The organism is Sulfurimonas sp. HSL3-1, from assembly GCF_039645995.1.
Lineage (GTDB): Bacteria > Campylobacterota > Campylobacteria > Campylobacterales > Sulfurimonadaceae > Thiomicrolovo > Thiomicrolovo diazotrophicus.
In genome coordinates this window covers 2,081,545-2,099,787 of the sequence record NZ_CP147920.1, presented here as the reverse complement: position 1 = coordinate 2,099,787, position 18,243 = coordinate 2,081,545, and the positions used below count along the sequence as shown (strand labels likewise).

Annotated in this window: 17 protein-coding genes; 7 read left to right on the top strand and 10 right to left on the bottom strand. The window is 59.7% G+C overall.

All coding sequences use genetic code 11. The features are described from left to right. Positions 1-2 precede the first annotated feature (2 nt). On the top strand, positions 3-869 hold the full coding sequence (locus tag WCY31_RS10770; protein WP_345972382.1) for a hypothetical protein: 867 nt from the start codon (positions 3-5) through the stop codon (positions 867-869). Positions 870-943: 74 nt separating this feature from the next. Further along, positions 944-2,779: a 1-deoxy-D-xylulose-5-phosphate synthase gene (gene dxs, locus WCY31_RS10765; RefSeq protein ID WP_345972381.1), complete on the top strand. Its 1,836-nt coding sequence runs from the start codon at positions 944-946 to the stop codon at positions 2,777-2,779. A gap of 6 nt (positions 2,780-2,785) precedes the next feature. Here dxs and WCY31_RS10760 read toward each other — a convergent pair whose 3' ends face one another. The 9 genes from WCY31_RS10760 to WCY31_RS10720 are packed head-to-tail and all read right to left on the bottom strand — an operon-like array spanning position 2,786 to position 10,867. Continuing rightward, positions 2,786-3,400 (bottom strand): type II secretion system protein, encoded by a 615-nt coding sequence (locus WCY31_RS10760; protein ID WP_345972380.1) that lies wholly within the window; start codon positions 3,398-3,400, stop codon positions 2,786-2,788. Continuing rightward, positions 3,397-3,870 (bottom strand): prepilin-type N-terminal cleavage/methylation domain-containing protein, encoded by a 474-nt coding sequence (locus tag WCY31_RS10755; protein WP_345969810.1) that lies wholly within the window; start codon positions 3,868-3,870, stop codon positions 3,397-3,399. The genes WCY31_RS10760 and WCY31_RS10755 overlap by 4 nt, the downstream gene beginning before the upstream one ends. Continuing rightward, entirely contained in the window at positions 3,870-5,384 is a 1,515-nt protein-coding gene (locus WCY31_RS10750) for a GspE/PulE family protein (RefSeq protein WP_345969809.1), read from the bottom strand. Before WCY31_RS10750 ends, WCY31_RS10755 begins: the two co-directional genes overlap by 1 nt. A gap of 2 nt (positions 5,385-5,386) precedes the next feature. Beyond that, positions 5,387-7,294: a type II secretion system secretin GspD gene (gene gspD, locus WCY31_RS10745; protein ID WP_345972378.1), complete on the bottom strand. Its 1,908-nt coding sequence runs from the start codon at positions 7,292-7,294 to the stop codon at positions 5,387-5,389. Beyond that, positions 7,278-8,087 carry a PDZ domain-containing protein gene (locus tag WCY31_RS10740; RefSeq protein ID WP_345969807.1) on the bottom strand — a complete coding sequence of 270 codons (810 nt, stop codon included), beginning with the start codon at positions 8,085-8,087 and terminating at the stop codon, positions 7,278-7,280. Before WCY31_RS10740 ends, gspD begins: the two co-directional genes overlap by 17 nt. Next, positions 8,071-8,601, bottom strand: coding sequence for a hypothetical protein (locus WCY31_RS10735; RefSeq protein WP_345972376.1), 531 nt, complete (start codon positions 8,599-8,601; stop codon positions 8,071-8,073). The genes WCY31_RS10740 and WCY31_RS10735 overlap by 17 nt, the downstream gene beginning before the upstream one ends. Continuing rightward, the gene (locus WCY31_RS10730; RefSeq protein WP_345972374.1) at positions 8,598-9,005 is read right to left on the bottom strand and encodes a hypothetical protein; all 408 of its coding nucleotides are present in this window, start codon (positions 9,003-9,005) and stop codon (positions 8,598-8,600) included. The genes WCY31_RS10735 and WCY31_RS10730 overlap by 4 nt, the downstream gene beginning before the upstream one ends. Next, positions 8,998-9,915, bottom strand: coding sequence for a hypothetical protein (locus WCY31_RS10725; RefSeq protein ID WP_345972373.1), 918 nt, complete (start codon positions 9,913-9,915; stop codon positions 8,998-9,000). Before WCY31_RS10725 ends, WCY31_RS10730 begins: the two co-directional genes overlap by 8 nt. Before the next feature lie 22 nt (positions 9,916-9,937). Further along, the gene (locus tag WCY31_RS10720) at positions 9,938-10,867 is read right to left on the bottom strand and encodes a hypothetical protein (protein ID WP_345972371.1); all 930 of its coding nucleotides are present in this window, start codon (positions 10,865-10,867) and stop codon (positions 9,938-9,940) included. Between the two features lie 131 nt (positions 10,868-10,998). Between WCY31_RS10720 and gspG the strand changes: the two genes are divergently transcribed. From gspG to WCY31_RS10705, 3 genes are read left to right on the top strand one after another with little or no spacing between them, the layout of a single operon-like run. Further along, positions 10,999-11,451, top strand: a complete 453-nt coding sequence (gene gspG / locus WCY31_RS10715) for a type II secretion system major pseudopilin GspG (protein ID WP_345969802.1) — start codon at positions 10,999-11,001, stop codon at positions 11,449-11,451. Beyond that, on the top strand, positions 11,429-11,995 hold the full coding sequence (locus tag WCY31_RS10710; protein ID WP_345972369.1) for a type II secretion system protein: 567 nt from the start codon (positions 11,429-11,431) through the stop codon (positions 11,993-11,995). Before gspG ends, WCY31_RS10710 begins: the two co-directional genes overlap by 23 nt. 9 nt (positions 11,996-12,004) lie before the next feature. Then, a complete protein-coding gene (locus tag WCY31_RS10705) occupies positions 12,005-13,219 on the top strand; it encodes a type II secretion system F family protein (RefSeq protein WP_345969800.1) in 1,215 nt (404 codons plus the stop codon). Positions 13,220-13,222: 3 nt separating this feature from the next. Here WCY31_RS10705 and WCY31_RS10700 read toward each other — a convergent pair whose 3' ends face one another. Continuing rightward, positions 13,223-14,740 (bottom strand): DEAD/DEAH box helicase, encoded by a 1,518-nt coding sequence (locus WCY31_RS10700; protein ID WP_345969799.1) that lies wholly within the window; start codon positions 14,738-14,740, stop codon positions 13,223-13,225. A gap of 247 nt (positions 14,741-14,987) precedes the next feature. Here WCY31_RS10700 and WCY31_RS10695 point away from each other — a divergent pair, with 247 nt between their 5' ends. After that, positions 14,988-15,740 carry an outer membrane protein assembly factor BamD gene (locus WCY31_RS10695; RefSeq protein ID WP_345969798.1) on the top strand — a complete coding sequence of 251 codons (753 nt, stop codon included), beginning with the start codon at positions 14,988-14,990 and terminating at the stop codon, positions 15,738-15,740. Then, entirely contained in the window at positions 15,740-18,163 is a 2,424-nt protein-coding gene (gene lon / locus WCY31_RS10690) for an endopeptidase La (protein WP_345972368.1), read from the top strand. Before WCY31_RS10695 ends, lon begins: the two co-directional genes overlap by 1 nt. Positions 18,164-18,243: the final 80 nt, after the last annotated feature.

Genomic DNA, 18,243 nt, shown 5'->3' with positions numbered 1-18,243 from the left:
GGATGAAGGGCGCGGAAGGTTTTTCATCGCTCCCGAAAACCGCCGTTTTGTTCGCGCTTCTGCTGTGCGGATCTCTCCTGATAGGAGGGATGCTTTACCGCACCTTTATCCATACGGAGATCGCTATCGGTTCCATCGCGGACCCGGTCGGAACGGCACGGCTGATCGAACGGCTGGAGCTGCTTGACGCCGATTACCGCGTTCAGAAGGACGGCAGCATCCTCGTGGATGAAAGCGATGCGGCACGTCTCCAGCGCCAGGGGCTCTCATTGGGGGAGGCCCGGCCGCAGCCCGACCGGGCGGCGCAGGGAGGCATGTTGCTTCTGCTGTTTCTGACGGCGGGGGCGCTGGCACTGGTGTCGCGTCGGCTCGCTGTGCTGCTAAGGGACTCGATCGCGACACCCATGGCAGCTGCAGCGGACACTGAAACGCGGCCGGCGCCGGAACCTTCCGCCCCCGTGCCGACTGCCCGTGCTGCCTTCGGAGCGGCGCGGCTGTTCGAGGGGGAGCATCCCCAGACCGTCGCGGTCTACCTTCTCGGGCTGGCGACGGCGGAAGCCGCCGCAGCCATGGAGGCGATGGGTGCCCATGAACGCGACCGGGTCTGGGAACGGATGGCGTTCAGCGGAAGCTGTGACGAGGGGCTTCGCATGCGGGTGGCGGAGCTCTTTGCCGCGAAGGCGAAGGCGCTGCAAAAAAGGGTGCGGCCCGCGGAGACAACGGTGAAGATGCTCGCGATCTACCGGAGCCTCTCTCCGGGGACGCGCACGGCACTGCTGAACGCATTGCGCCGCGGGCACCCCCACGAGGGGCTGATCACATTACTTGAAGCTGAAGCCGCGAATACGCACCGGGGCGGAGAAGGTTGATAATAGCCCCTTTTCGCTAATATGCTTCACCTTTTTCCCCCTTTTTCAGGGAGAGGCCATTGTACGAGGATAGGATGAATCAAAAACCATTGCACGATTATGAAGCGCTTGAGGCACAGTGCCGCGCGATCCGGGAACGGATCCTGGACGTGGTCAGTACCAACGGCGGACACCTGAGCTCCACCCTGGGGGCGACCGAGCTGATCGTGGCGATGCATGCGGTGTTTGATTCATCCAAAGACCCCTTTATTTTCGATGTCTCCCATCAGGCCTACGCCCATAAGCTGCTGACGGGGCGTTGGGAGGAGTTTGCCACCCTGCGCCAGTTCGACGGCCTCAGCGGCTACACGAAGCCCAAGGAGAGCGAGCATGACTATTATGTCGCGGGACACTCCTCCACCTCCATCTCCCTCGGCGTCGGCGCGGCGAAGGCGATCGCGCTCAAGCAGGAGCAGCACGAGCGGATTCCCGTCGTGATGATCGGCGACGGGGCGCTGAGCGCGGGGATGGCCTATGAGGCGCTCAACGAACTGGGCGAGCGCGAATACCCGATGGTGATCATTCTCAACGATAACGAGATGAGCATCGCCAAGCCGATCGGGGCCGTGAGCCGCATGCTCAGCTCCGCCATGGCGAGCCCGCTCTACCAGAAGATCAAACGCGGCACGGAGACCTTCGTGGACCATTTCGGCGAAGGGGCGCACTACCTGGCCAAGCGCTTTGAAGAGTCGTTCAAGCTGATCACGCCGGGCATCATTTTCGAGGAGATGGGCATAGAGTATATCGGCCCCGTCGACGGTCACGATATCAAGCGTCTTGTCGAGACCTTCGAGACGGCCCGTGCAATGGGCAAACCGGTGATCATCCATGCCCAGACCGTCAAAGGCAAAGGGTACAAGATCGCCGAGGGTCAGCACGAACAGTGGCACGGTGTCGGTCCTTTTGATATCGACAGCGGCATCTCGCGGAAGAAAAGCGGGGGAAGCAAGAGTGCGACACAGATCTACACCGAGGCACTGATGCATCAGGCCGACCGTGATGAGAAGGTCGTCGGCGTCACGGCGGCGATGCCGAGCGGCACCGGCCTGACGCCCCTACTCGAGAAGTATCCCGACCGTTTCTGGGACGTGGCGATTGCCGAGCAGCACGCCGTGACGTCGATGGGCGCATTGGCCAAAGAGGGGTTCAAGCCCTTCTGTACGATCTACTCCACCTTTTTACAGCGCGGGTACGACCAGGTGATCCACGACGTCTGCCTGATGGACCTCCCGGTCGTGTTCGCGATGGACCGTGCGGGGATCGTCGGCGAAGACGGCGAGACGCACCAGGGCGCCTTTGATATCAGTTTCCTGCGTGCGATCCCGAACATGACGCTCTGCGCGCCGCGGGACGAAAAGTCGATGCATCAGGCCGTGGCCTTCGCGGCGGCCTTTGACCGCCCGCTGGGTCTGCGCTACCCCCGGGGCGCATTTTTGGAGGCGGAGCTGCCGGAATCGGCGCCCTTTGAATACGGCAAGGCGGAGCTGCTGATTGAAGCGCAGAGCGATCTGTTGCTGATCGGGTACGGTAACGGGGTCGGCCGCGCGGCGCAGACCCTCTCACAGCTCGGGATGCCTGCGGCCCTGCTGGACCTGCGCTTCGCCAAGCCCCTCGATGCGGAATTGCTCCGGATGCTCTCGGCCCGACACAAGCGCTGGTACGTCTTCAGCGATTCTGCCGCCGCGGGCGGCGTGGGAAGTGCCCTGCTGGAGTGGCTTGCTGCGGAAGAGATCGGAGATGTTCGTCTGCAAAGCTTCGAATACGCAGACGCCTTCATCACCCACGGCGCGACGCTCAAAGTGGAAGCGTCCTTGGGGCTGCGCCCCGAACAGCTTGCGGAGCGGATTCGCAAAACCCTTCAGGAAGCGTAAGGCCTCTTAGAAAGCAAGCTCCATCAGCAGCGGTTGCTGCGTCCCCTTGGTTTTCAGATAGAGCAGGTGGGATTTTATCGTGCGGGCTCCCCCCTCCAGTGCTGCTGTAGACCCCTCTGTCCCCGCGGCGGCAGCCGCAGAATCGCCCGCTGCGGTGGTGCTATTCTGATCCTGCGTCTCTTTCACTTTCCCTGTATAGATATTAAAGTCGGTCACATCGCTGTCGATGACGTTGATGTGGATGCGTTCCTTGTCATCGTAGGGTACGGGCAGGGTAATGGGAAAGGCGGCTTCCAGGCGCACAAGCTGCAGGGTCTCCGCATGGACGAAGTAGGTCACATACGGCGCGGCAATGCCGTAGAGGGAGTTCTTTGTCTGCAACTGCAGCACCTGGTAGTGCTTGTCGTTGGTGGAGAGTACGCCGAAGGCGTAGGACTCGACGCAGTCGCGGTAGAGCAGGGTAAACTGTTTGAGCCGTTTGGCCTCCGCATCGGCATGGCGCTGCATGGTCTGATTGCTGGCGCGGCTTCCCCCAAGGGCCCCGTAGAGGAAAAGGGCCAGCATGGCGATCAGGACGACGGAGATCAGCAGTTCCATCAGGGTAAAGGCGGTGCGTTTCATTGGGAGATGGGCCTGATGGTGAGCATGGAACCGTGCCGGCGTTCGGCACTGAGTGTCACCTGGATAAGTTCGAACTGGATCGGCGGCACGGCACCGGCGGCCTCGATGTCCCTGGCATCGAACTCCTCGCCCGATCCTGTACCTTCGGTCAGTGTCCCGGTATCGAATGAGATGGTATCGACCAGGGTTTCCGTGTAGCGGAACTGCTGGGATTTCAGGTAGGCACGCAGATCGTCGTTCGCGATGGTGTAGCTGTCGCGTAGCAGGTCATACAACGCCTTATCACTGCGGTGGAAGCGTTTGTCGGCATGCAGGGCTGCGACGGCGAGATCTTCGGTCATGCGTGAGGTCTGTTCGAGCTGGCCGAGGAAGAAGAGGTTTGAACTGTTCATTTTCAGCAGGGCCGCCCCCGCGATCGCTGCAATCGCGACGGCGGCCAGCACTTCGACGAGGGTGAAGGCGGGACGCATCAGGCGTCCTTGACCCCGACGCGGATGATCTCGTGCAGGGATGTCGTTCCGTTCAGCAGCAGGGTTTTGAGCTGGCTGGAGAGCGGGGTCATCCCCAGGGCGATCGCCTTGGCCCGGAGGTCGTGGTCGTTGACCCGGTCCTTGAGCATCGCGACGAGTTCATCGGTCATTTCGAAGAACTCCCCGATCGCCTGGCGGCCGGCGTACCCCGTGTAGTTGCACGCTTTGCAGCCCTGCTCCTCGAAGACAACGGCTCCTTGGGGCAGGTCGAGCTCTTCGGCATACTCGTCGGCGAGGACGCACTGCTGTTTGCACTCGGGGCAGAGTTTGCGCACGAGGCGCTGGGCGAGGACCCCCAGCAGCGAAGAGCTGATGAGGAACTGCTCTATGCCCATATCGACGAGACGGGTAATGGAGGCGGTGGCGTTGTTGGTGTGCAGCGTCGAGAAGACCAGGTGGCCGGTCAGTGCGGCCTGGATGGCGATCTCGGCCGTTTCGCTGTCGCGGATCTCCCCGACCATGACGACATCGGGGTCCTGGCGCAGGATGGAGCGCAGTCCCGAGGCGAAGGTAAGGCCCGCTTTGGCGTTGGTCTGGACCTGGTTGATGTTGTCGGCCTTGTACTCGACGGGGTCTTCGACGGTGATGATGTTGATATCGGGGGTCGCGACCTGTTGCAAAAAGGCGTGCAGCGTCGTCGACTTCCCGCTCCCCGTCGGTCCCGTGACAAGGATGATGCCGTGGGAGTGCTTGAGCATCTCGTCAAGCTGCCGTGTCAGTGCGTGGTCGAAGCCGAGCCCCTCGAGATGGGGGATATCCTCGGATTGCATCAGCATCCGCATAACGACCCGCTCGCCGTAGTAGGTCGGCAGGACGGAGACCCGGACATCGAGGGTCTTCCCTGCGATCTTGACGTGGGTACGGCCGTCCTGGGGGACACGTTTCTCGGCGATGTCGAGGTTGGAGATGACTTTGATACGGCTGATGATCAGGTTGGCGACCCGTTTCTCGATGTCGGCGTGCTTGACGAGGGCCCCATCCACGCGGAAGCGCACCTCTCCTTTGTATTCGTGTACCTCGACGTGGATATCCGAGGCGCGCTGTTTGACGGCCTGATAGAAGAGGGCGTTGACGAATTTGATGACGGGCGCGGACTCTTCGCTGGTCAGCAGGTCCGAGGAGGTGTGCAGGAAGTCCGAAAGCGACATCTCCTCCTCTTCGATCTCCTCCTGCTCCTGTTCGATCCCGCTGAGCTCGGAGTCGGTCCGGATCTCGAGGAACTTGTTGTAGAGGCGGTCGAAGGAGTCGGCATCGACGATGACGAGGGGGAGGTCTAGGTCGAACTTGGCCAGGAAATCGAAGGATTGGGAGAGGTGTGCCCGCCCGAGAACGATATGGACCTCGCCGTCGATCTCACTGAAGAGCACGTAGCTGCGCAGGCTGAGGTTCAGGTCGACGGACTCAAGCGGGTGGGGTTTGAGGTCGACCCCTTCGAGTTCGGGTATGTTCAGCATGGTTATCGCTTGGCCGGCGTGATGACGGAGAGGGCACTGTCGGACGCGGATGTCTGGGAAGCATCGTTCGTGTTGCTGTCGGAGGCATCCTTATCGAGCTCTTCTTTGCGCTCTTCGAGTTTCTGCTCAATCAGTTTCTCATATTCGTCCTGGATACCGTCAAGTTCCTGGAGCAGTTTGCGTATCTTCGTCATCTCGTCACTGTTGCGGACGATAAACGGCGTCAGGACGATGACGAGGTTGATCTTCTCGTGCGTACTGTATCGCCAGTCGAAGAGGCCGCCGATGAGCGGGATGTCGCGCAGGTAGGGGATCCCCTGCGCTTCGTCGCGGTTCTTGTCGTAGATAAGCCCCCCGATGATGACGCTTTCGCCGTTGCCGACAATGGCGGTGGTGACGACTTCGCGCTTGGTCGTGCTCGGAAGCCCCGCGACGGAGCTGTTGAGAATGTCCTCAAGCTTGGCCGTCGTGATCAGGGTCACCTTGTTCCCCTGGGAGAGGCGCGGCTTGATCTTGAGGGTCAGACCGATATCTTCGCGGGTGTAGGTGTTGCGCGCGACGGAGGTGGTATCGGCGGCCTGGGCGGTGGAGGTGACGATGGGCTCCGTGCGCCCGACGTAGATGGAGGACTCCTGGTTGTTCACACAGAGCAGGGTCGGCTGCGACAGGGTGTTCGCCGCGCCGTTGCTGGCAAGGAAGTCGATCGTGGCGCCGAAGGCGATTCCCGAGTCGAAGGTGGCGCTGCTGAGATTGATCAGCCCGCCGCCGTCGAAGGCGATGGCCGCGCCGCCGAGGTCGGCGGCGAAGGTGAAGAGGCCGGCATCGGTGACGGCCCCGCCCGCGAGACCGTATTTGACACCGATACTGTCGGCCATGTTTTGGTTGATCTCGATGATCCGGGCTTTGACGAAGACCTGCGGCTTTTCGACGTCGAGGACTTTGATCATGGCACGGATATCGTTGATGTCGGATTCCAGCCCGGAGACGACGAGGGCATTAAGTTCGTCATAGACGCTCACCGTAGGCTTGTCGGCCTCTTTGGCATACTTTTTCTTGTCCAGTACCGCCTGCAGGGAAGCAACGACGTTCTTGGCTTCGCTGTTCTCGAGGGGGATGATCGTCAGACGCTGATTGGTCGAGTCGTCTTTTTCATCGAGGCGGCTGATGAGCGGGGTCAACTTGTCGATGTTTTCCTGGGTCGCGAGAATAATAATGGCGTTGGTGGCGTCGTCGCTGAGGATCTCCACCTTGTTGTTCTCGACTTTCTGGTTGATGATCGCTTTGGCGATCTTGGTGATGGAGGCGGCCAGGCGGCTCGCTTTGGCACTGGAGAGCGGGATAAATTCGGCGCGGACGTCTTTGGCCTGATCCCGGTCGATCTTTTTGACGATCGTTTCGATGACGCCGATATTGCCCGGGGTGTCGCTGACGATCATCATGTTGTTCTCTTTGATCGTCAGCAGTTTGCCGGCCGGGGAGAGGAACTGGCGGACCTTTGCCGCGATCACGTCGATGTTCTCGTTTTTGGCGGAGATAAAGCGCGTCTGCATCAGCGCCGAACCGCTGCGGGCATTAATCGGCAGGTTCTCCTTGACGGCAACGTTCTGGCGGACGATTTTCAGGTAGCTGCCCTCCTGCACCATGGTGAAGCCCTTGCTGTTCAGGACGGAGAGCAGAATCGTAAAGAGTTCGTCTTTGTAGATGGGGGTGGAGGAGACGAAGTTGACGGTGCCGGGGATCGGCTTGTCCAGCAGGATATTCTTGCCGTTGGCTTTGCCGACCATCTTGATCAGCTCCTCGATCTTGATGTCCTGGAGCTTCAGATTGACCTGTTCGCGTGCGGCCGCGGCAGTGCCGAATGCCAGGGTCCCCGCGATGAGCAGGGTGAGGAGTTTAGTCGTAAATTGCATAGTCAAGCTGCCTTTCTGTGTTGTTTCGCTGGATATCCAGAGTCAGGTTGTCGATCTGGTCCATGTTCTTGTAGAGCTTTAGCACCTCTGCCACGGAGGTGAGGGGTTTGCCGTTGATGCCGGTAATGATGTCGTGCTCCTGTAGTCCCATTTTAGCAAAGATCGAATCCTTTTTGATCCATTTGACCTCGAAGCCGGTGAGCTTCTTGTTCCGGTAGACCTCCTGGATTTTGATGTTTTGCCAGATCGCGTCGAAATGTTCGGAGTAGTAGCGCACTTCCTTGCGTTTGATGGAGGTGAAGCCGTTTTGGGTGACAACGGATGATGACGGCACGGGGGCGGTTGCGATAGGCCCCATGTTCTCCTCTTTGAAGGCAAGGGCATAGCGCTGCCCGTCTTTTTCGAAAATCGCTTTGTCGGGGAGGATGTCGACGAGGGTGTAGCGCTTGTAGCGGTCGCCGATAGAGAACAGCTCGGTCTTCACACCCTCTTCGACGAGGATGAAGGCGTTGTGCGCCTCGAGGTAGATCCCCCGGAGCGTCAGAGCGTCGAGGCGGTAGACCTCGGTCTGCTTGCCGCCGCTTTTCGGCGCGGCTTTGTGCGCTTCGATCCCGAAGAGACGCGAGGGGGTGTAGCGGGAGTAGCTGAGGCTCTCCCCCGCGGCGACGGTCGGCTCTACGCCCCCGTAGGGCAGCTGCGTTGCCAGTACGAGCATCAGGGCTTTGGCGACGGCGGCGAGGATGGCCAGAACGATGAAGCGCCGTACCCAGAGCGGATTAATACGTTGTTTCATAGCGGTATGCCCCTCCTTCGATGCTTCGCAGCTGTTTCAGCCAGAAGGGATGCTTGGCGCGCAGGGCGGCGGAGGGGATCAGGTCCATCGTCACCTTGCGCTCCATCAGGGCGACCTGGCCGGTAACGCTGCCGAATGCCCCCGAACCCTCGAGGCGGATATGCAGCGGATCAAGCACGGAGTAGGTGACGCTGAAGCCGTCGACGCCGGTCGGGGTGAACCCCTCCATATCCGGACTGAACGCAAAAGGGGCGATACGGACAGTGTTGTAAAGCAGCCAGGGGGTCACGGTGATCCGTTCGAGGTCTGCGACGTGCAGATCCTCGAAGTAGAGGCTGCCGCCCCTGAGGACGAAGTCGAACCCGCGGTCTACCGGGGTTTCGTCGGCGACGGCGAGGCCGAAGGGCTTGATCTGCTCCTCCGCCGCGTGGTAGAGGGCCGTCTTCGGCAGGAAAACGAGGAGGAAGAGCACGAAGGCAACGCTGTAGAACAGGGGCATCTTCAGGCGGCTCATAGGGCAAACTCCACGCTCAGGCTGACGTTTTGGTCGCTCCCCCGGCTGACGGTCATTTTCGAGATCGTGACCGGGGTGTTGAAGAGTTTCGTCGTCAGGCGGTCAAAGGTCTGCGCCGGCAGCGGGGTGAACTGTACCTGGTAGGTACGTCCGTTCTTGTTTTTCCGGTCCACAAAAGATTTGAACTCGCCCTGCATCAAGATGGCGTCGATGCGACGCTGTATCTGCTTGCTGTCATCCCACTGCTGCTGCGCGGTGCGGATCTGCTTGCCCAACCGTGCCGTTTCCGCATTCTCTTTGAGGGCGTTCTGGACGGCGTGCTCCGTACGGCTGCTCTGTACGAACATCAGCAGGGCAAGAAAAAGGGCTGCGCCGAAGACGTAGACGATATTGATCTTATTCATACGCCACCTCCAGGTAGAGGGTGTCGCCCTTGCGTTTGTCCGAGGAGATGGTTCCGATGCGCATGAGCGCTTTTTTGAACGCCTCGGCCTTCGCCGGTTCTTTGAAAACGGCGCTGACCGTCAGGTTGCGCGGGGTCAGGGTCAGACGTTCCAGGTGGTTCTCCGTATCGGCGGGCAGGTCAAAGAGGGCTTTGGCCGTCTCCCGCAGCCGGGTCTGACGCTTCTGCTTCTTTTCCAGGGCGCTGATGAGCCCGTTGCGCTCAAAGGAGGTCTGGGGAAGGCGGTAGGTGTCCGCGATCTTCGCCTGCTCCTCGAGCACGCTGGCCAGATGGGCGCGGGCCGTAAAATATTCGATGCCGTAGAGCAGGGCGAAAACGGCGGCGACGATGCTGAGGCGTTTGAACTGCTTCTTGTCCAGCAGGGCACTGTGGTAGAGAGTGATGCCGACGGCGGGCCCTTTGCGTGCATGGGTCTCGAAGAAATGGCGCGCATCCTCGGCATCGGCGGCATACCGGGCGGGCAGTTCCGTGACGACGCCGTCGACGCTGGAGAGGATCCGTGTCCCCCCGAGGCGCAGCGGGGTTTCCAGGGCGGCGCACTCGGTCTGAGCGAAATAGAGGTGCCGGACGTCGGTGGGGCGGATACCCGACCGGGCGATGGTATCGATGATCTGCTCTTCGTTGTAGGCAAAAAGCCAGAAAGTGTCGTCGCGCTTGAGCACATGGTAGCTGTAGACGCCCTCCGGGACAATGGCGTCAAAGACGGAGGGGGCGAGTTTTCTGGCCTGGAAGACCGTTTTGACGGGAAGCGCCTCGGAACGGAACCAGTACAGGGACGGGGAGAGGACCAGATCGACCCTCCCCTGAACGTCGACAGGCTGCGCCTCTTTGTCAAGGAGCAGGGTGGTCACGGGCGTTTCCGAGCGGGGGAACTTAATTGGAAACTGCAATTTCGCTCACTTTCTGGTTGGCTAGATTATAGGTAAAGGTGTACGCCGTCTTACGGGTTTTGCTCAGGAGGTTCATGGTGCCGATCACGTCCGGGGAGTAAAAGGCGACACCGAGGTCCTCCAGCAGCTGTTTCGTTTCCGGTTCGAAGGGCAGGGTGTCGAGGGAGGCATAGGTCGCGACCCGCTTGGTCGTGATCTCCGCCAGAGTCGCCGGGTCGATGGCGGGGTCGATGAAGTGGAGGGTGTCGGGTTCGATATGGTTGAAGTCGATGGCCTCATTGCGGAAGCCGATGAGGTGTTCCCAGGGGATGTCGTCGATGTTGAAATCCTGCGTCAGCAGCTTGTAGGCGTCGAGCACCTGCTTGAAATGCTGCATGTCGTAAAGGTGCCCCTGGGTGAAATCCGGGCTTTTCAGGCTGAGTTCAGAGCCCGGAAAACGTTCGTTGGTGTCCATATCAATACTGTCCGCTACCATGGAAATGAGCAGAATGGTATCGGAAACATTGTAAACGGTCAGTATACGTTCAAGGTAACCCTCTACCGCGGGGTCGAGGGGGAGGGGGGCATAGGGGTCCGCCGTAACCTCGCTGTTACTTTTGACGAGGTGGTTGATGTTGACTTTCCCGGCATCCGAAGCGAAGGTGATGTCCATCATCATCCCGTTGCGCTTGTTCTCGAAGAAGAGGGGCACGCTCAAGAGGATATCGAGGGTGTCGGAGTCGTTGATGTCTCCCGTATTCTGTTTCAGGATCGCATAGATGCTCGGCAGCAGGGTGTTGCTCTGCACGAGGAAGGCTTTCGTCTCCGTCTGGCTATAGCCCCGTTCTAGGATGCTTCCCCCGACGGCGATCAGGGCTGCGATGGCGGTAACGAAGGCGAGCGTCATCAGCAGCGCTATCCCTTTTCGGTGCAAATCATACCTCTTTCCGTGCTTTGGACCAGCATTTTATCTCTGTTTATTTTAAGTATACTATAATCGCCGAAAAAATTATCTTTCGTGAAGCGGGGTGATACCGTATGTTGCGAAGGGTTCCAAGGATGTGCATGCAGAGCAAAAAAGTCTACCGCGGTGCGGCCCGCCGGGCGTTTACGTTGATGGAGCTGATGATCGTCATCATCATTCTGGGGCTGCTGGCGGCGCTGGTCATGCCGAACCTGATCGGCAAGAGCGAAGAGGCGAAACAGAAACTCGTCTGCGTCCAGATGAAGGGGATCAAGAACGCCCTGGATATGTTCCGGCTCGATAACGGAAGTTACCCCGACGCGGAGGAGGGACTGGAGGCTCTGGCGAAGAACCCGGATGCGGAGAAGTACCCCAACTACAGCGCGGGCGGCTATTTCCAAGACGGCGTCCTGCCCAAAGATCCCTGGAAGAACCGTTACATCTACGTCCCGGGCGAAGAGGGGATCAACCTGATCTCGTTGGGGGCTGACCGTAAAGAGGGCGGCAGCGCGGAGAGCAAAGATATCACCTATGCCGAGTGCATCAAGCAGTAGGAGGGGGTTTACCCTCTTTGAACTGCTGCTGGTTGTCATACTGATCGCCATTCTCTACGGCGTTTTCATCAACAAGCTGACAACGGGCCGCGCCCCGACGGAGGGGAGAGAGACGGTGTCGCTGGAGACGCTGCGCGACTATCTTTCCCTTTTCCGGACGGAGCAGGGGGAGGTGTCACTCGTCTGTCCGGAGCCCTGTGCGCAGTGCAGCGTCGTTGTCGACGGCCAGCCGGTGGAGGGGGCGGATATTACCCTTTTCAAGCAGGAACCCACCGTCTACCGCAAAGACCGGTACGGCCAGTTTGTACCCTTCACCTTCGTCCCTGTGCGCCGGGGGGAGACGGATGTCGTGAACGTCTGCTTCGCCTTCAGGCTCCGGGCGAACGACAGCAGCTCGAGCTATATCGTCGAATCGGGAGAGCGCTTCTATCTGTTTGACGCCTACGGGGAACCGACGCGGAGCTTCGAGGCGCTCGACGACGCGGCGGCGGCCTACAACCGCACGGAACTGATACCCGACGACAAACGGGTCTACGACTTTTAAGGGGAAAGAATGGTATATGCCTATCGGGGCCTGTTGCAAGACGGCAAGAAGACCAAGGGGGTCCTCGAAGCCGCCGACCTGGAGGAGGCGAAAAAGCGCCTCCGTTCCCAGGGGATCTTCTATACCAAGCTCGAAGCGGAGAAGCGCGCCGCCGTCGGCCGTCTGAACTTTTCGCGGAAAAAAGTCGCCGGGGCGAATGAGCTCTCCATCCTCAGCCGCGACCTCTCCATCTACATCAAATCGGGCATCTCCATTGTCAACGCCCTGAAGCTGGCCCGGAACCAGTATGCGAAAAACAAGAAGATGACGAATTTCCTCAGCAGTATCATCACGATGCTCGACGAGGGGAAAAGTTTCTACCAGGCGCTGGAGCGGCAGAATATCCTGGCCCTGCCGGAGTTCTACAAGCAGTCCATCCGCGTCTCCGAAGAGAGCGGGATCTTGCAGGAGGTTCTGCTGGAGATGGCGATCTTCCTCAAAGAGCAGGACCGCATCAGCAAGCAGATCAAGAGCGCTTTCGCCTATCCCTCGTTTATCATCGTCGTCTCGATCTTCATGGTAGCGTTCATGATCACCTTCGTCGTTCCGAAGATCACCGGGATCTTCGACCAGCTCGACCAGGAGCTGCCGCCGGTCACGCAGTTCGTCATTGCAACGGGGGATTTCTTTACTGCCCACTGGATCGGGCTCGTGGTGGGGATAGTGGCGCTGATCGGGCTCTTCGCCTCGGCGATGAAGTACAACCGCCCTTTCCGGTTCGGCGTGCATCTGCTGCAGCTGAAACTCCCCTTTTTCGGGCAGGTCGTTCAGACCTCGGAGCTGGGGCGCTTCTCTTATATTGCGTCGGTGCTGATCCGTTCGGGGGTGCCCTTCGCGCAGACGATCAACCTCTCGGCGAACGTCCTGCACAACCAGGTGCTCCAGCGCAAGTTCGCCGGTGCTTCGGACCGGGTCGTTGAAGGTTCAAAGCTTTCCAATGCCCTGCTGCGGGAGGGGTTTGAGATCGATCCCTCTTTTGCCCAGGCGATCGCGCTGGGGGAGGAGACGAGCGAGGTGACGGCGATTTTGCAGAACCTCTCCGAACTCTATTTCGAGGAGAACAAGGATAAGATCGGGCTTTTCCTCTCGCTGCTGGAACCGATGCTGATGCTGCTGGTAGGGGGGGTGATCGGCTTCATCGTCACCGCGATGCTGCTGCCGATCTTCTCGATGAATATCAGTTAGGGCCTAGCGGCGTCCGCCGCGGGAGCGGCCCTGATTCGACTCGCCGTGGCCGCGTTCGCCGCCTTGGCGGCGGCGGTTGTTGTTATAGCCGCCGCGACGCGGTTTGCCGCCGCCGCGACGTCCGCCTCTATCGTTGCGTTCCATCGCTTCCATGATCTTATCCAGGCGCTGTTTGGGGACACCGATCGTCTGCGGTCCTTTGACGTTCAGGTTCTTCATCAGCAGCGAGATGAGCTTGTAGGCGATCTGTGTCTGGTCCATGTCATCGCACAGCGCGTTAAAGAGTTCGGTCGCTTCATCGTAGATCTTCTGTGTTTCGATCTCGTTGACCAGGCGGGACATCTGTTTGGACTGTACCTGCTGTTTTGTCGGGATAAAGGAGTGGGCCATCTGGGTACCGACGATCTTGCGGATGCGCTGCAGCTCTTTGAACTCAAGCGGGGTGACCAGGGTGATCGCGACCCCCTTCTGGCCCGCGCGTCCTGTCCGGCCGATGCGGTGGACATAGCTCTCGGGATCGAAGGGGATATGGTAGTTGATGACGTGGCTGACGTCGTTGATATGGATCCCGCGTGCGGCAACGTCGGTGGCGACAAGAATGTCAATTGCATTCTCTTTGAGGCCCCTGATGACGGATTCGCGCTGGCGCTGCTCCATATCGCCGTGGAGTCCCTTGGCGTTGTAGCCGACGGAGGAGAGGACATTGGAGAGGCGGTCGACTTCGCGCTTGGTGCGGCAGAAGACGATGGTCTTTTCCAGCTCTTCGGCGTCGAGCAGGCGGATGATGGCGTCGTCGCGTTCATTCTCTTCGATGACGTAATACTGCTGCGCGATATCCTTGTTCGTTGTCTCCTCCTGGGTGATGGAGACAAAGGCGGGATCGACGAGGATACGTTCGGCAAGGGCCTTGATCGGCTTGGGCATCGTGGCTGAAAAGAGCAGGGTCTGGCGGTCCGTCGGCAGGAAGTCGAAGATCGTGTTGATGTCGTCGAGGAAGCCCATGTCAAGCATCTCGTCCGCTTCGTCAAGGATGACGGTGGAGGGGGCGAAATCGGCGAGCATGTTGCGCTCGAGGATATCCTTGAGGCGGCCCGGCGTGGCGATGACGACCTGTGCGCCGCGCTCGATCAGGCCGATTTGGCGGTTGTAGGAGCTGCCGCCGTAGACGGTGACGGTGTGAATGCCGAGCTTCTTGCCGTATTTGAAGAGCTCGTCGCTGACCTGGTTGGCCAGTTCGCGGGTCGGGACGATAATAAGTGCCTCGACGCCGCGGTCAAGGGCCATCTGGTTCAGCGTCGGCAGGCCGAAGGCGGCGGTTTTCCCGGTCCCGGTATGGGCCTGGCCGACGACGTCGCGCCCTTCAAGGACGAGCGGGATCGCCTGCTGCTGAATGGGACTGGGGACTTTGAAACCGGCGTAGCGGATGCTCTGGAGGATCTCCGGGCGGAGCCCGAAATCGTCAAAGGAGGCCGTTGGTGCGGCGACGGTATCGTCTTGTGTTTCGATGGGGGGTGTCTGCATTTTCTCTCTTGAAACGGACACGGCTAAACCATCGTTGCGACTGAAGTGAATCAAAAATTGAGTTGCATTTTCTGAAGCGGCTTAATAAGCAGGAAGGATAGTTTGATCGGGCCCGGTAAATTTAAATGCAATTATAGCGAAATTTTTGCCTTTTGCGGTGTGTACTGGTTTGTGGGAGCGCCGCGGCGCGTCCCTTTAACTTTTTTCGCTAAAATGGCTTCACTTTTTGGAACCCGTGTGGGAGAGAATGATAAAACAAACAATTGCAACCCTGATAACGCTGCTGGTCCTTTTCGGCGGCTGTACCAAAGAACTTGACGAATACAACAAACCGGCCGCGTACTGGTACGAGAAGATGGTCGCGGCCGTTTCCGACGGCAACCTCGACAAGGCGGACAACTACTACAGCTCCCTGCAGAGCGAGCATATCGGCTCGCCGCTGCTGCCCGAGGCGACGATGATCATGGCGATCGCACACCTGCAGTCGGAGGAGTACCTGCTCGCCGAGCATTTCCTGACCGAATACATCAAGCGCTACGCGACCCCCGCCGAACGCGAGTACGCCGAGTATATGAAGGTCAAGGCCAAATACATGGCTCTGCCGAACCCGCGCCGCGACCAGGGGCTGATCAACGAGGCGATCGCGGAGGGCGAGCGTTTCCTGCGCCTCTACCCCCGTTCGACGTACGCCCCGGTCGTCGATACGATGGTCACGCGGCTCTACCTCGCCGAAGCGGCCCTGAACGAATCGATCGCGGAGCTCTACGACCGGCTTGACAAACCGAAAGCCGCCGCGTTCTACCGCGGGAAAAAACCCCAGCCGTGGATCGACTGGGAAAAAGTGGACCCGGCGCAGACGGCGTGGTACCGGCGGATCTTCGAAGGCGACGGCCATGCGAGCTGGTACGCCTTCATCATCCCCGACACCCAGAGCGTTGTCTCCCGCCACAGTTACAATGACGTAGCCGATGAAAACCGAACCGATATGAAGGAAGAGTAATGCAACTGGACCATTATGCTAGTTTCCCGACCGAACTGCCGGTCATTTTTGAAGACGGGCTGTTCCTCTACCCGTTCATGATCTCGCCGCTGTTTCTCAAAGACGATGAGAATATCGCGGCGGTGACCTATGCGATCGAACACGACTCGCTTGTCATCGTCTGTCCCACGAAGGAGGGGCAGGAGGGCGAACGCACCCTCGAGAGCATCCATGACGCCGGGGTGATCGGTTCCATTATGCGCAAGGTCTCGCTGCCCGACGGCCGGGTGAAGGTCCTCTTCCAGGGGCTGGCACGGGGCAAGGCGATGGAGGCGCGGGGCGAAGACCCGCTGCGGGTGCTGGTCGATACCATCGACCCCAAGCCTGTCAACGAGATCAAAATGGACGCGATCCTCGAGGTCGTGCGCGAAAAGGTGCGGGCCCTGTCGCAGGTGAGCAACTTCTTCCCGCCGGACCTGCTGCGCACCATCGAGGAGACCCAGGAGTACAACCGCATTGCCGACCTGATCTGCAGCACGGTCAAGCTCCCGAAACAGCGCGCGTATGAGATGTTCGTCGAGGCGGATACCGAACAGCGCCTGCTGCTGCTGATCGACTACCTGATCGAGGAGATCGAAGCGAGCAAGCTGCAGCGCGAGATCCGCACCAAAGTCAACACGAAGATGGAGCAGATCAACAAAGAGTACTTCCTCAAAGAACAGCTCAAAGAGATCCAGCAGGAGCTGGGCGTCGACAACCAGCGCGAAGAGGAGATCGCCGAGTATCGCAAGCAGCTCGAAGCGATGAAAGAACACATGGGTGAAGACGCTTACAAAGAGATCTCCAAGCAGCTCGACCGTTATGCGCGCCTGCACCCCGACTCCGCCGACGCGGGGATGATCCAGGGCTACCTCGAGTGGGTGCTGGAGATCCCCTTCGGCAAACTTGCCAAAAAAGCCCTCAAGATCGAGAACGTCGAGTCCCAGCTCGATGCGGACCACTTCTCCCTTGAAAAACCGAAGAAGCGGATTTCCGAGTTCTTCGCCGTCAAAGAGCTGATGGAGCTTCGGGGCAAAAGCGCGCAGAAGGGCGGCAGTGCCATTCTCTGTTTCGCGGGCCCTCCGGGCGTGGGGAAAACCTCTCTGGCGAACTCCATTGCCACCGCCCTCAAACGCCCCTTGGTCCGGATCGCCCTGGGCGGGCTTGAAGACGTCAATGAGCTGCGCGGGCACCGTCGCACCTACATCGGCGCGATGCCGGGCCGGGTTGTGCAGGGGATCATCGACGCGAAGAAGATGAACCCCGTCGTCGTCCTGGACGAGATCGACAAGGTGGGGATGTCCCACCGCGGTGACCCGACGGCGGCGCTGCTCGAGATTCTTGACCCCGAACAGAACAGCCATTTCCGCGACTATTTCGTCAACTTCGACCTCGATCTGAGCCAGGTGATCTTCATCGCGACGGCCAACGACGTCGGTCGGATCCCGGCCCCGCTGCGCGACCGGATGGAGTTTATCGGTGTGAGCAGTTATACGCCCCAGGAGAAGTTTGAGATCGCCAAGCGATACCTGCTGCCCCAGGAGCTCAAAAAACACGGGCTGAAAAAACAGGAGGTGACGGTCTCCGCACCGGCGATGAAGGAGCTGATCCACAGCTACACCCGGGAAGCCGGGGTGCGCAACCTGCGCCGCCGCATCGCCGACATCGCCCGCAAATCGGCGAAGATGATCCTGGAAGATCCTACGCTGGGCAAAGTCTCGGTGACGGTCAAGAACCTCAAAGAGTTCATGGACAAGACGGTCTTCGAGATCGAGAAGACCGACAACGTCAACCGCGTCGGTGTCGTCAACGGGCTGGCCTGGACCGCCGTCGGCGGGGATGTGCTCAAGATCGAGACGATCCGTATCAAGGGCAAGGGGCAGATGCAGCTCACCGGCAGCCTCGGCGAGGTAATGAAGGAGTCCGCGCGTATCGCGATGAGCGTCGTCAAGACGCAGATCGACAACGGCAAGGTCAAGGTGGACCACGCCATTATCCCTCGCACCTTCAAAGAGCAGGAGGAGCAGACGACGCTGGATGCCAGCGAAGTCTACAAGCGCTACGACCTCCATATCCACGTCCCCGACGGCGCAACGCCCAAGGACGGGCCGAGTGCGGGGATCGCGATGAGCACGGCGATCGCCTCCATCCTGAGCAACAAGCCGGTGCGCGCCGGGATCGCCATGACGGGCGAGGTGTCGCTCAGCGGCAACGTGCTGCCCATCGGCGGGCTCAAGGAGAAACTGATCGCCGCGCACAAGGCGGGAATGCACACGGCGATCATCCCGAAAAAGAACTATGAGCGCGACCTCGACGAGATCCCGGACGAGGTCAAGGAAGTGGTGACGATCGTCCCGGTCGAACGGATCGAAGAGGTGCTCAAACTGACGCTGCTGCCGGAATAAGCCCTCCCCGGGCTGCCTCATTTACGCTTTCATAACCATTTTCTCACTATAATCAATATCAAAATTCAGAATCTAAAAAA

Excerpts from the sequence above, each read along its gene's own strand:
- WCY31_RS10710 (WP_345972369.1), top strand. The coding sequence starts at position 11,429 with ATGCCGAGTGCATCAAGCAGTAGGAGGGGGTTTACCCTCTTTGAACTG.
- WCY31_RS10740 (WP_345969807.1), bottom strand. The coding sequence starts at position 8,087 with ATGAAACAACGTATTAATCCGCTCTGGGTACGGCGCTTCATCGTTCTG.
- WCY31_RS10760 (WP_345972380.1), bottom strand. The coding sequence starts at position 3,400 with ATGAAACGCACCGCCTTTACCCTGATGGAACTGCTGATCTCCGTCGTC.
- gspG (WP_345969802.1), top strand. The coding sequence starts at position 10,999 with ATGCAGAGCAAAAAAGTCTACCGCGGTGCGGCCCGCCGGGCGTTTACG.
- WCY31_RS10695 (WP_345969798.1), top strand. The coding sequence starts at position 14,988 with ATGATAAAACAAACAATTGCAACCCTGATAACGCTGCTGGTCCTTTTC.
- WCY31_RS10750 (WP_345969809.1), bottom strand. The coding sequence starts at position 5,384 with ATGCTGAACATACCCGAACTCGAAGGGGTCGACCTCAAACCCCACCCG.
- lon (WP_345972368.1), top strand. The coding sequence starts at position 15,740 with ATGCAACTGGACCATTATGCTAGTTTCCCGACCGAACTGCCGGTCATT.
- WCY31_RS10770 (WP_345972382.1), top strand. The coding sequence starts at position 3 with ATGAAGGGCGCGGAAGGTTTTTCATCGCTCCCGAAAACCGCCGTTTTG.
- WCY31_RS10700 (WP_345969799.1), bottom strand. The coding sequence starts at position 14,740 with ATGCAGACACCCCCCATCGAAACACAAGACGATACCGTCGCCGCACCA.
- WCY31_RS10730 (WP_345972374.1), bottom strand. The coding sequence starts at position 9,005 with ATGAATAAGATCAATATCGTCTACGTCTTCGGCGCAGCCCTTTTTCTT.
- WCY31_RS10705 (WP_345969800.1), top strand. The coding sequence starts at position 12,005 with ATGGTATATGCCTATCGGGGCCTGTTGCAAGACGGCAAGAAGACCAAG.
- WCY31_RS10735 (WP_345972376.1), bottom strand. The coding sequence starts at position 8,601 with ATGAGCCGCCTGAAGATGCCCCTGTTCTACAGCGTTGCCTTCGTGCTC.
- WCY31_RS10755 (WP_345969810.1), bottom strand. The coding sequence starts at position 3,870 with ATGCGTCCCGCCTTCACCCTCGTCGAAGTGCTGGCCGCCGTCGCGATT.
- gspD (WP_345972378.1), bottom strand. The coding sequence starts at position 7,294 with ATGCAATTTACGACTAAACTCCTCACCCTGCTCATCGCGGGGACCCTG.
- dxs (WP_345972381.1), top strand. The coding sequence starts at position 944 with ATGAATCAAAAACCATTGCACGATTATGAAGCGCTTGAGGCACAGTGC.